We start from the raw sequence: 13,011 nt of genomic DNA, 5'->3' as shown, positions 1-13,011 counted from the left end.
CAAAGGAATAAAAGTCTTACCAAAAAAGTTAAAAGAGTATCTACCCTTATGGCAACGTTCTGAAACTTTACCGAAATGGGATATCACGATTACCCCAACTTGACTGGTATTTTATTTTTCCGCGCCTCCCCTATCCCTACATCTTGCTACGACTCCTGCAAGGATTGCTATAACTCCTTCTGTTTGATGATATTAATTCCCTATTAAAGCTCGTCCAATCCTCTCCCCCTCTCCCCTCTCTCCTTGTCTCGAACATACCAAATAATATAGAGCCGCTGCTGCTTACCTGAAAGTTCACCTAAACTCTATCTGCAAGTAGATGCGTTTATTGTAACTTGCAGCAGTTTCGCATCGGGAGTCAAAAGTAAGGGCAGTTCAATGACTGCCCCTGTAATTAGTTATACCTATTGAATAGGATAATTTTTCAGGCGATCCACAAATAGCAAATTTATCCAGTACGAGCTAAATCGTGAATCTCAAATCTAAAAGCAAATAACCCAGGTTATAGTTGTGCACAATAATCCCTTCTGTGAAACTTACTCAAATCTACTTTGAGAGCAGGTTTGACGTTCACTTCCTGTTTCTACCAAGGCGGTCGGCCGCTTCTTGTCCACAGGCGTGTTTTCGAGCCCAACTTTCCCTACAAACATTTTTTCAATCTTAATCGTGTTTCATTGATCCTGTACAGCTCAATAAAAACGCACTTTTAGGTAAGATTGACTAATTTCTTTGATTCTGTCGCTACCTCTTGATTACTTCCGGGTTAAGGCTTTTGACCTGATAAGTCCAGAGGAAGTTGGGGAAGCCGGAGGCGAACCGCATTTGTTTGCAGCCAGAGAGTGATAGCGTGCTTCCGTTGCGGAGTCACGTACTCTCCCGGTCGGATCACGCCAGCACAGACACCGATGTTTTTCATAAGGGTTTCTCGCTCCGATGAACTTGCACCCTGTAGCAACCTGACTTGGGCTTTGATAAAATCCACGTTCATAGCTGAAAGTAAAAGTAAGTAAAGAACTCAGTTAAATAGCGATGCTTTGCTTCCGATTGTAACTCTAAAACCACTTGGTATGAATCTAATTGATTCAACATCCCCATCCTGGGGATCAGGGCGTCTAGAGCTAGCCAACTTTATTTACTTTATCTGTTTTTGCTAGCAAAAGTGTCACTATGCTAGCAGTTTTAGCAGAATTATTTATAGTTAAGAACTGTTACAAATTTGGCTCGATTTCCACAATACGGCAGAGTTTAGTGCTAACGCTACTTTCCTGAACTCAAAAAGTTCAGCATTGTCTCCAACTCCTTGCCTTCCTAGGTTTTAGACTTCCCGATTGGGAAGCGATCGCTCCGGGAACATTCCTCTGCGATCGCCCCTCTTAACACCCGGACACTGCCACATCACCCTATTGATTTAGATCGTCCCGTAGACTTGGCTGTGGACTATAACTTCAGGCATACGTGTTGTTACCGGGGCTACAATAAGCGAGCAAGTTTTTATTCTTGTTTCTCAAGGAAATATTTTTTTGATTTTCTTGCAAAGCCCTTATTTGTGTTAATTAAGGCAGCTTTATGATCTCCGGGCCAACGAAGACTCGCAGCTTGCGAACCCAGATATTTTGTGCTGTGTGGGGGTGAATCTGTTTCCTGAATTCATTGGGGGCGATCGCTCCTCCACCAGAATTGCCAGTAACGGCTCATTTTGTATAATTGATAACAGATCGATACCTGCTAATAATTTTAAAACAGCACAATTTTAAACAGTCTTCCATCCGTCGATCGCTCCTAATAGCCCACAAAGAGGTATCCCAAAAAATTAACTCTGCATACCCGATATTTTAAGGCGATTTTCCCTTAGCCATTTGCCGTAGATAGCAATTCGATCTAGCCCTATTTGTGGGTAACTAAAGTTTAAATTAGCTTTAAATTAAGCTGATAAACTTACGTAATAAAATACCAAATTAACTGTTTTAAGTCTTCCTTAAACTTACTCATTTATGATATTTTATTTGTGATTAAATAAGAATATATTTACAGCCATCCTTATTGTTAACAAAACTCGTTTTTGACGGTGAAAGCTTCGGTTTAGCGAACTCTAAACGTGAATTAAAGATATTAATTCATCGGCGTTGCACAATTTGAGGATTATTGTGGTGAGTAGGGTTAGGCGTCCCGCCTGCTTTGAAAATACACGCATTCAGGCTCATGGGCCCCTCACAAAAAATCAAAATCATCCCACTATTATGCAACCCCAATTAACCAGCCCATACGATATAAGCTGTCGCGCATTTAAATTGTATATTCAGGGCGGGCGTCCCGCCCAACCCCTACTCCCCACAAGACTTTAATTTTTTTTGACAGACAATTTAAAGACCACAACAGCTTAGCAACCGCCAAGACGGTTAGGACGTTGTTAATGGCTGAAATGATTGATTTTATTGCTTCTTCCTTCTGCTATATCTTTCACTCTACAAAAACGAACCGACTAGCCAGCATAGAAAATCCCCTCGCGCAGAAGCTGGAAGGGGAAATGGTGAATAAAATTATTGGTTTTAAACCATCGATATGTATGCCTCTTTTTGCAGTATCAAGAGGTATCGATCGAGCCAACCACCGATGTTGGTCAGTCGCTAAGATAATTTCCCGGTGGGAAACCGAGAAATTATCAACTAAATCAACCTTTTTTCTGCTGGCGTTGGAGCTTAGTTTTCCAATTGGCGATATCCTTCTGAGCCAACTGATAACTCTTAGTACCCGACGGCACCAGCGAAGCAGCTTCAACTGCCTCTTTCAGCTTTCCTTGAGAGCCGCGCAACTTAGCAATTTTGAGAATACTTTCGCTCCACTCTCCAATTAACTGTTGAGCTTCTTCATACTTCGGCTGACCGGGTTCAATTTTATTAGCTTGCTGGATGCCTTTACTGTAAGAAGAGGCAACGCCCCGCTTAATTTGACCCTTAGCAGCCGATAGCAAAGCAGCATTTACATCCTGGTCTTTGGATAGCTCCTCCCACTGAGCGATCGCCTGTTTCGACTGATTGTAAACAGGCTGATTGACATCCGGCATCAATTTAGCTGCCCCGATCGCCCCCTGGAAATCGCCTCGAGCAGCCCGCCCGTTAGCTATATCCAAAATCGTTAAACTCCAGCGCTCAATATCCTGCTGAGCCTGCGGGTAGAGCGGATCGCTAGGCGGAATCGTTCGAGCCTTAACCACTGCTTTATTAAAACTAGAAGCCGAACCATCCTTGAGGAAAGTTTTCGCCTCAGCCCACACCTGCTGGCTCGATGGTGGCTCCTTGGTTCCAGTCCCTGCTTGCACCGCCCGCGGTTGGTTCTGCGACACCCCAGTACCAGTAAATTTTTGAGATCCAGAGTTTTGAGCATTTTCAGCAGGCGATCGAGGATCTCCTTCCTGCTGACCAATAAAAATTGATTTGTTCGTCACAAAAACACCCAACAGCAGCACCAAAGCCGTAGCTGAACTCCACAAAACTAGCTGCTGCAAAAATGACTTATCCGACCCCCCGTTATGCTCATCCTCCGGCTTTTGCAAGTTCGGTCGATCGCCCCCCCGATCGGCAGGGGCCACAGCATTTGGCTGCGACACAGGCGGCATCTCAACCGGCGAATCCTCAGCATTGCGAACTGCCGGAGGCAGATCCATTGGAGCCGTAGCCGTCGCCATTTGCGGGCGATCGAACCCATCAGCCGTACCAACCATCATATTGCCGTTGCGTCCGGCCAACGCAGCAGTTGGTACCCCTGAAGCATCCGGCAAAATCACCAAATTAGCCTTTCCTGGAGGATTCACCACCATCAAAGGTTCTTGTTTCGGACGCAAATGGTGGTCACACAGCTCCGGCAGTCGATCGCTCAAAAAACGGTCTAAACCCTTAATCGTCATGCACTGTCCCGATCGCAGCCCCTCCAAAAGCGCCGTCGTAAAAAACCCCTGACGCAAAGCCGAAGTTTCCCGCGAAACTTGATTCGGGCGGCAAGAAAGCACCGTTGGGATTTCCAGTTCCCGCGCCCGATCGACCGTTTGAGAGCCGATCGTTTCCCCCGCTTTCACAATCTGGCTGCGGTTCATATCAACCAGCACCAACACCGTTTCCGTAGGAGCGTTTTTCAGAGTATTCAACAGCCACTCTACCGGAATTCCCGTACCCTGAATGTCAGCCGGATTCCCGTCAATCGGCATCAAATAATCCTTACCTTCATAGCTGACACCGTAGCCGCTAAAAAAACACCAGAGTAAATCTCCTTGTTGCACATGTTGCGCGCAGAGGCTTTGGGTCAATCTCAGAATATTTTCCCGATTTGGATATGTAGATTGACCCCACAGCGACGGCGAGCTATCGGTCATCAGCAGACATCCATCCGGCGCAAAACCCGCCTCCTCAGTCAAAAAACCGTACAGAGCCTCTGCATCCTCTTGGGCGTAACTCAAAGGCTGGAGTAACTGATATTGATTGATGCCTATTGCAATACAAGCGTGATTTTTCATCCCCATATGCCCTATATATATAGTGGACAGCTTGCACAAAACGATAACACATAGCCGTTTAAGGTTATACCCACTTTCGCCAGCACTCACAGAGCAGTTGTCCGAAGGCCGAACTCCCAACAAGCCCCCAAATTTAGCATCCTAGAATTTTTAATTTTTATATGGTCGTAAAAAATTCTCCCCTGTGCCTGCCTTTAGAAAAATAAAGTTAAATTGGATACATAGGCCCGTCTATTTGACTCTAATTTTCACCAAACTACACCAAAAAGGAATAACCCGCCCATGGTCTCTACCGCCAAAAAAGAAATCTCCCCCCACAGCGAATCGCTCCTGAAGCAAAAGCATCCTAAAACTCACAGCCACTATAGGTTTCAGGACTTTTTTGCCTTCGATCGCCAGATGGGTACAATTGACGACTGGAATGAGTCGCGCAACATTTTTACCAGCGAAGACTTCATTATCGGTTTGGTGGAGGGGCTCGAAGAAGAAGTAGGCCCCGCGTCCTCTGTCATCATGTATACTATTGGTTGCCAGTGGGGACTCCAAGATTCTGAATTTTTTCAAAAATGGTTTAGTGCCGAATTCGACCAAAACATTCGCCAGTCAAATCTCATGTTTCTGCTAGAAACTTGGTGGTGGCCTTTCACGGCTCAAGGTTGGGGTCGCTGGGAAGTGGACATGAGCGATCGCAAACACGGCTGCATCTTCATCAACCTTTTTGACTCAGCAGTTGCTCGCACATTGGGCGACGTAGGCAAACCGGTTTGTCACCTATACGCCGGTTTGTTCGCCGGTTTCTTCGGCTCTTTAGTCAAAAAGCCTCTGAGCTGCATAGAACTCCAATGTTACTCAATGGGAGAAACCTATTGCAAGTTCCTCCTTGGCAACCCTGATAAAATTGATGCAGCAGCATTCTGGCTCAACGAAGGTGCCAACGCCCGCGATATTCAAAATCGACTGCAACACGGTGAAATATTGCGATAAACAACCTGGAAAGGCACATCCCCTGCCCTGCCTTTCCTCCCACCAATTTCGCGATCGAAAGTGCGATGGTGGATTTCTCCAGGCAGGAAGAAAGATGAAAAGTCAAACTTCATGGTTGGATCAATCTGTCCAAGAATTCTTTGGTCACTATAATTGGCTGGGAAAATCTTTAGAAACCCCTAATGGCTCGACCCCCGGTCAACTTCTGAGTTTAACCCAGCCAGTAGCAGACTTTTTTCAAGCTATTTCTTGGGAAGGAATTCCGGAAGTAGGTGCCCTACCCCTACCACAACCCTTGCCAGTAATTTCTATTACTGAACAAGCAGAAGTCACCATTGATGACCTATTCGACCTGTTTTAGTCTGTGTAGGGAATAGAAAATGAAAAATAGAGCAATCCCTCATCCATCTTCCCTCACCCCTGTTTTCTCATCCTTCAAAATCCATTAGTTAAATCCGTTAAATCCCGTACATTGCTGGTGACCTAACTTCCTTCCTTTTATCAATTACCGATTACCACTTAATTAAAATCATGCACCCTGAGATTGAGGCGCTGCTGGATCAGGCAGAAAACCGCTTTTTAAAAGGCGAAGAACTCCTAGCTTTTAAGCGTCAAGCTGTAACCCTTGTTCAGCGCTTAAAAATTTACGAATTTTTGCGAGAGAAGGAAGCAAGCATCTTCCAACCAGTAGCCAACCAACTACAAGAAACATTCCCCGAGGAAAAACAAGAAACCTTAGAACGATCGCTCAAACACTGGGTGTTAGTCTTGCGGTACTGCGCTATGGCTATGCTGCTGAACGATCAAAATTTTCTCGAACAGCGCCTTGTAGAATGGCTTTCCGGCATAGTCGCAGCCCACCAAACTCAAAAAATCGAAGCAACTGTTTGCAATCTGCTGCAAACTCGTTTAAAAGAATTGCTTTCCGAGCAAGCCCGGGCTATATTGCAACCATTTTTCGACCAAGCACAGTCAATTATTATTGATCAAGGTAATAAATAATCAGCTTTCTTCCCAATTTCCAATTCCCGATTCCCAATTCCCAATTCCCAATTCCCAATGATTAATATTGCCGACTTACTCAAACAGCCCCGACTCCCTGGAAACTACTTTGCCAGCGATGCCTACGTCCGAGGCGACCTCGAACTCGGCCTCCTCGAAAACCGCCGGGGTGATCGGCTCTTAGCACTCCCAGAAACACTGATTCAAGCCATTTATATCGGCTTAGAACAAGAAACAGGTCAAGCCTCCCGCCTCGTGCTTTTCAACTGCGGTCGCTGGTGGGGTAAAAACTTCTACGTGCGTTTTTGCGAAGAAGTCAGCGAATACTACGGTCAGCCCGTTTCTGAAATGGAAATGGTAGAATTTCTTCAGTCCTTACAGCAGTGTTGGAAAACTCATGGATGGGGAACATTTGATCTTGACCCCAGCTATTCAGAACATGGATTTTTAATAGTAAAAATTGCTAACTCTCTTTTTGCTAAAACAGCCCCCAACTCTAAGCGACCAGCCTGTTTTTTAGAAGCAGGTATTTTAAGTTCGTTCTTTAGTCAGCTTACGGGTCGAGAACTTCACTGCCTGCAAACATCCTGCGAATCATTGGGTTCGGACTGCAACCGCTTTATTTTAGGGCTGCGCGATCGCCTCCAACCTGCAGATTCTATGGTCGAAGAAGGAAAAGACCATGAAGCTATTATCATTCAACTTTTCCAAAAAAACTGACTTATTTGACAGCTATTACTTTGTTGCTAATAGCTGTCAAATCGATTTTTTGGTATCCATATTATCCACCTTATCATCAAAACTGTGAGTTAAATTATCAAAAAGCTCCTCAGTCAAAAAATTAGGTTTTAGCAATTTAAATAAAACCTGATTATAACTAGCAGCAATAAAATTCATAACTTACTCTAGAAATTACTAAAATTTAAAAGCAATCAAAACCTCAAATATTTTGCTAGAACTTAATGGACGCCAATGAACTTCTAACTCGATATGCAGCCGGCGAAAGAGATTTTAGACTGGCAAATCTGCGCGGCATTGTGTTGAGTCCGATCGATTTATACCGTTCCAGCGATGCCCCAACTCTAATTTTGGCAAACCTCAACCAACACCAGCAACGACCCTACTTAATCGGTGCTAACCTCAGCGGGGCAGACCTCACCAAAGCCCATCTGAGCCGAGCCAATCTCAGCAAAGCGGACCTCAGCGGAGCCAATCTCACCGGCGCCAACCTCATGGCAGCCAGTATGAGTGGAGCCAATCTCATCGGAGCCAATCTCACCGGCGCCAACCTAGCCGGATCTCATCTGAATTGGGCAAACCTGACCGGAGCAATTCTTCCCAATGCTAATCTCATAGGTGCAGATATGAGCGCCGCTAACCTCACCAAAGCCGTTCTAACTCAGGCCAATCTCAGTAAAGCCTATCTGATTAAAGCCAATCTCAACGGAGCAAACTTCAAAGATGCTTACTTAAGTCTAGCGAGTCTGAAAGAGGCAGACTTGACCGAAGCACAGCTCACCGGAGCCGAATTATCCAAAGCCAACCTAGCCGGAGCCAACTTAACCCGTGCTAACCTCAGCAAAGCCAACCTGTTAAAAGCTAATCTCAGGCGAGCTAACCTCACTCAAGCCTATTTAAACGGCGCGTGCTTGATCGGCTCAGACCTTAGCGAAGCTTGCTTGGATAGAGCCAATTTGTGCAAAGCAGACCTCAGCAAAACCTACCTGAGAAACATTACTTTGAATGGCAGCCACTTAAGCGGTATTAACCTCAGCGGGGCCGATCTCGGCGGTGTAGACTTGAGCCGCAAACTTTTAACGGGAATTAATATGGCAGAGGCATTGTTGAATGAAGCCAACTTGAGCGGTGCTTATCTAATCGAAGCTAACTTGAGCGGGGCAAACCTCAGCAAAGCCAACTTGAGTCTAGCCTACCTGATCAGTGCCGACCTGTCTAATTCTTGCCTGCATGAAATTAACTTGACCAAAGCTAACCTGAGTAAAGCCAACTTGCAGAAAGCTGACTTGACAGGAGCCAACCTTCGGGGAGCGATTCTCACTGAGGCGGATTTGACGGGAGCGAAGTTGATTGGAGCCACTCTTCCTAACGGCACAGTTTATCGGCGTTAACTGGTCAACCCCCTTGATTATTTGCCGAGTAATGTGCGGTTAATGTCCAGAATCGGAAAAAATAGGTTCCTTTCTTCCACCGTGAGATATTGCTTGAGGACCTTTTTCATCACATCGTAGGTCACGGTCGCAGTATTTCTAACTTGAACAGCGCCTAAAATAGTTTGCAACCAAAGTAGTAGCCGATCGCGCAACCGTTCAGTATCATTAATCAACAGTGCGGCCGCCGAATGCCTCAACACCCGCACAATATCTCCACGGCACTTTTCAGTCATATCGTTAGCCCCCCGCCTAAATAAACTAGGGTCTAGAGACAGCATTTGTGCTTCCACTTGCCGCATAATTTCTGTTTCAGAGGCTTGAATTTTTTTATAAGCACTCATCCGGTGATTCAAAGACTGAAAGTAGTCTTTCAAAAATTGGAGTTCTTCGGCACTGGCGTAGCGTCCGTCTGTTTCCGTGCTCAAACGCGCAAGTTGGCTCAACATAGATTCTTCTCTACTACTAAAATACAAACATATCAGTTTTAAGCTTCTTTAGTCCGAACTAAATACTGTCCTACTTGAAAGCGGGTTTCATTAAGCTGTGTAACGATAGAACGAGTAATTAACTTTCCTGATTCTACAACTACTTGACCCGTAATTGGGTGTAATAAATCTTGCTGGGCCCGGCGGCCGATCAAAGCCTCGACATTTTCAATAGCATTAATGTACATCCCCGCAGGCAACTGTACAACCACACCCTCGCCCATAATTTGAGCCTGACAAGCAAGTCGCGAATTGGCTTTAGCCGTAGTAATGACTTCCAACGTCCTTCTCTCGCGGCGGTTCATGTCCGACAAGCCTTCCATGCCTTCTTTAATGTAAACATGGCAGGTAGCGCACATTCCCCGCCCCCCGCATTCCTTGAGAACGTCTAAGTCTTTGGAAAGTAAGGCAGACAGGATATTTGAGCGGGTTTCGACTGCTATTTCCTCCGCAATTGGATCTAGTTTAATAATTTTAACCATATTGATGTTTGCTCCTGTCAAGTTCAGTATTTAGCAAGTTACGATCAACTTATTCAAAGCGCAAAAAAATTTGGCTAACACTCAAAAAGGTTAAGATGCCTTGACGACAGCATCGGCTTCTGCTTCTCTAACCCCTATGGCATAACCCCACTTCTGTTTTGGTCATATCGCTGTTCCCTCGCCCCGATTCCCCAGCTTAGCCTTGAAAAGCTAAAACCTTAGATACTTTCTGGATGGCATTGAAAAAACTGTAATAGTCCCGATCGACTAAAATAGCAGCCACAGGTAGTTCCAGATCAGGCACCCGAATCCGGCAAGATTGATAGTGATTCCGAAACTCAAGGATTTTAGTAGGTGCGACAGTGCGATCGCTCTCAAGGAGGCTGAGAATGAACCTGAGATAACATAGGCTGTACCTGGCGAGCGATTCAAAAATTTGAATTTTTGTCAGAATTATTTACATATTTTAATACTAGCTCAAGCTTTTTCTATAATTAGACCGATGCAACATTCTAAGTACCGCATTCTAGGGCTAGTCGGACAAGGACAATTTGGTCGAGTCTTTTGTGCCACCGTTCGAGAAGCTCCCGCCCAGGACTCCCGCCTCACCAGCCAACTGGTTGCTCTCAAAGAACTTAGTCATCAAAAAGCCCCAACTAGCGAATTCTTGCGAGAGCTGTGGTTTCTGATCACCTTGCAGCACCAGAACATTGTTACCTGCCGAGCTCTAGAACACACAGCTACAGGCAGGTACTTGGTTATGGACTACTGCGAGGGAGGAACCCTCCGCAACCTGCTCAAACAAGACCGCCCCTTGCGTCTACTCGAAGGTTTGCAGCTAGTCATGGAAGTTTTAGCAGGCTTAGACTACGCCCACCGCCGAGGCGTAGTTCACTGCGACATCAAACCCGAAAATATCCTCCTAACTTTAGGGGCCAAAGGTTGGTCGCCCCGCCTGTCTGACTTTGGCATCGCGCGTCGGCTGCCAGAAATTGGTACCACCCGCCTCCACCAAGAAATTTCTCCCGACGCTACCGTAGGTTCCCCCGCTTACATGGCCCCTGAGCGGTTTTACGGGCTTTTTTCCCCGATGTCAGATATATATGCAGTAGGAATTCTGCTGTTTGAATTGCTAATGGGCTACCGCCCTTTCGGGGGAACCCCCGGAGACTTGAGGTGGGCGCACCTGAATCAACGCTTGCAATTTCCAGACGCCATCCCCGAACCTTTGCAAGCAATAGTCAAAAAATCTTTAGAAAAGCTGCCAGCCCGCCGTTTTGCCAGTGCTTCCCAAATGGCTCAAGCTCTGCGGCTGATCATGTACGACCCCGCTGTCAGACAATTGGGCGACTGCATTATTCCCTGGGAAAATCCCACAACCAGTGGTGATAAAAGTCTGAAGTCGGAAACTGAGTCTTTACTGGAGGTTGAAGAGGAAAAAGCATCACAGTCGGCTATTAATTTACTTCGGACTGTGCGCTATTCACTTTCGCAGCCTAAGCCACTGATACTTGCTGCACCGTTGACCGCTTTAATTGCCACTGAAACGTATCTCTATGCTGCTGTAGGTACAGAGGTGAAGGTTTGGTCTCAGCCGGGAAAACAGCTAGTTACAGGAGAAATGTCTACTTCTATTTCATTAATGCCGGAAATTGTGCGCGGCATTTTACCTGTTTCCCACGGCTGCTGCGTTCTCACTCCGCAAAAACTTTACTGGCTCAACGATCGCTATTGGGAACCTCAGTGCCTGCTGGATATGGGTTTGAGGCAAGGCCCAGATGCTTTAAAAGCTGCTATTGACTCTCACGGCAACTGGTTGACAGTAGCGGTTCCCGGCGAACTGCGTTTTTATTCTTTAGCGGGAAACAGGACTGCTGGCGATCCGGAAAAAGCCCTGAAGCTGATGGCTACTGTGCCGTTACCAGAACACTATTTACCAGAATTAATGTTTTTGGATCGGCGACACGTCTTAGCAGTTTGGCCGGACAACGAACCCAAAAATCCCCAAACTATTTTTAGAGTTTACACTCGCCGCGGCACGGCGGTGGGTTCTGTGCGGTTGTCTGCCAGCGTCGGACAGATCCTGTTGACACCTGAGCCTTATACTTTGCTGGGAATTCCCCAAGGTGGTAAAGCGGCGGTGCTGTTGATGAAATTGTGGCCGCTCAAGGTAGCGCGAATTCCCCTGGAAAGTTTGCCCGTGTCTGCTTGTGTGGCTAATTGGGGATGGGTATTGGCAGATGTTGGGGGCCAGATAGAAGTGTTAAACAGTCAAGGGATTCAAGTAGGGAATTTTAGCAGCCCCGCCTCACCCCGGGCGATCGCTCCCTGGGGGAATAGAGGTTTGGTGATTGCGGTCAATACTGAGGAAGAGAGTCACTTGCACTTTTTAGATGTAGATGTTGAGGAGACCAACTCGCGCTCGCTCATCAAGGGCTGATCACTGGGGTAACTGAAGGAGTTTGGGGGTGTAATTCAGGAGAGTGTATTTGCGGGCGATCGATTCCTGGGAGTTTGATCAGGGTTAGAGTACCGTGTCGTGTAAACTTCTGGATTTTGAATCAGAGGAATTGTTAAGGGCGATCGGCTCAATCTGAGATCCAAACCTCCCTCAGTAAAGTCCAAGAAATGCAGACACCACTTAAATATATATGACTCATGCACCAGCCTGCTTCTGTCATCCTAAGCCCATGATGCAGCCTCACACCTTACACTCTAAGATTGGCTTACCAATACTCCAAGTAAGCCCCATCATCATGTTGAACCACTGAGTCCTTCTACCCATGCGCGGGAGATAGTCCGCCCCAAAGCCGTATTTTTGCCAAAAAAAAGACCCCATAGTTAAAAGAGGAGTCAGCCAGGGATATCCGAGGAGGTCATAAGTGACAAAAGCCTTACTGTGTATAGGTTCCCCAAAAACTCAAAAATATTTTCACAAAACGCTTGACAACTCTGGGGAGAGTTGATACATTAATAAAGCGCCAGAAGGGAAGCGGTTCACTGAACCACGAACAAAAGGCCAAAAGAAAGGTAAAAAACTGAACCTAGAAAAAAGAATAGTTTGAAAGCTTAAAGCACTATTAACCTCGTCAAAAAAATCAAGATAAAGAGTAAAAGCGAAAGCTAATACTCAATATCGCAAACAACGAGAAAAAAGTCAAGGGAAAAGAACCAGCCTTCAGGGCTAGCGTGAAAAGAACTTGACGTAAGCCAAAAAAAACAATCCAACACGGAGAGTTTGATCCTGGCTCAGGATGAACGCTGGCGGTCTGCTTAACACATGCAAGTCGAACGGAGTAGAAATACTTAGTGGCGGACGGGTGAGTAACGCGTGAGAATCTGGCTTCAGGACGGAGACAACAGTTGGAAACGACTGCTAAGCC

General features: G+C 46.1%; 10 protein-coding genes and 1 rRNA gene. 7 read left to right on the top strand and 4 right to left on the bottom strand.

What is annotated here, in order from left to right; genetic code table 11:
* Positions 1–763: 763 nt before the first annotated feature.
* Both QUB08_RS30070 and QUB08_RS30065 read right to left on the bottom strand, forming a co-directional pair.
* Positions 764–916 (bottom strand): hypothetical protein, encoded by a 153-nt coding sequence (locus QUB08_RS30070; protein ID WP_333119930.1) that lies wholly within the window; start codon positions 914–916, stop codon positions 764–766.
* Positions 917–2,668: 1,752 nt separating this feature from the next.
* Complete coding sequence (locus QUB08_RS30065; protein WP_333229724.1) at positions 2,669–4,504, bottom strand: caspase family protein; 1,836 nt, start codon at positions 4,502–4,504, stop codon at positions 2,669–2,671.
* A 282-nt stretch (positions 4,505–4,786) separates the two neighbouring features.
* On the opposite strand from QUB08_RS30065, the gene QUB08_RS30060 reads away from it, so the two are divergent.
* The 5 genes from QUB08_RS30060 (at position 4,787) to QUB08_RS30040 (ending at position 8,619) form a co-directional block, all read left to right on the top strand.
* Entirely contained in the window at positions 4,787–5,488 is a 702-nt protein-coding gene (locus tag QUB08_RS30060; protein WP_333157607.1) for a V4R domain-containing protein, read from the top strand.
* A gap of 94 nt (positions 5,489–5,582) precedes the next feature.
* Positions 5,583–5,849 (top strand): hypothetical protein, encoded by a 267-nt coding sequence (locus QUB08_RS30055; protein WP_333229722.1) that lies wholly within the window; start codon positions 5,583–5,585, stop codon positions 5,847–5,849.
* Between the two features lie 170 nt (positions 5,850–6,019).
* The gene (locus QUB08_RS30050; RefSeq protein WP_333229720.1) at positions 6,020–6,490 is read left to right on the top strand and encodes a phycobilisome protein; all 471 of its coding nucleotides are present in this window, start codon (positions 6,020–6,022) and stop codon (positions 6,488–6,490) included.
* Positions 6,491–6,547: 57 nt separating this feature from the next.
* A complete protein-coding gene (locus tag QUB08_RS30045) occupies positions 6,548–7,210 on the top strand; it encodes a V4R domain-containing protein (protein WP_333229719.1) in 663 nt (220 codons plus the stop codon).
* Positions 7,211–7,452: 242 nt separating this feature from the next.
* A complete protein-coding gene (locus QUB08_RS30040) occupies positions 7,453–8,619 on the top strand; it encodes a pentapeptide repeat-containing protein (protein WP_333229717.1) in 1,167 nt (388 codons plus the stop codon).
* Positions 8,620–8,636: 17 nt separating this feature from the next.
* Here the strand turns inward: QUB08_RS30040 and QUB08_RS30035 are convergent, their stop codons facing one another.
* Both QUB08_RS30035 and QUB08_RS30030 read right to left on the bottom strand, forming a co-directional pair.
* Positions 8,637–9,107 carry a phycobilisome protein gene (locus QUB08_RS30035; RefSeq protein ID WP_333057690.1) on the bottom strand — a complete coding sequence of 157 codons (471 nt, stop codon included), beginning with the start codon at positions 9,105–9,107 and terminating at the stop codon, positions 8,637–8,639.
* A 38-nt stretch (positions 9,108–9,145) separates the two neighbouring features.
* Positions 9,146–9,628, bottom strand: coding sequence for a 2Fe-2S iron-sulfur cluster-binding protein (locus tag QUB08_RS30030; protein WP_006635922.1), 483 nt, complete (start codon positions 9,626–9,628; stop codon positions 9,146–9,148).
* A 502-nt stretch (positions 9,629–10,130) separates the two neighbouring features.
* On the opposite strand from QUB08_RS30030, the gene QUB08_RS30025 reads away from it, so the two are divergent.
* Both QUB08_RS30025 and QUB08_RS30020 read left to right on the top strand, forming a co-directional pair.
* Positions 10,131–12,068, top strand: a complete 1,938-nt coding sequence (locus tag QUB08_RS30025) for a serine/threonine-protein kinase (protein WP_333229715.1) — start codon at positions 10,131–10,133, stop codon at positions 12,066–12,068.
* 786 nt (positions 12,069–12,854) lie between these two features.
* A 16S ribosomal RNA gene (locus tag QUB08_RS30020) occupies positions 12,855–13,011 on the top strand; the annotation flags it as partial.

The organism is Microcoleus sp. BR0-C5 (assembly GCF_036705045.1).
Taxonomy (GTDB): domain Bacteria; phylum Cyanobacteriota; class Cyanobacteriia; order Cyanobacteriales; family Microcoleaceae; genus Microcoleus.
Note: the sequence above shows the minus strand (reverse complement) of the source record. Positions and strands in the feature narration are given on the sequence as shown.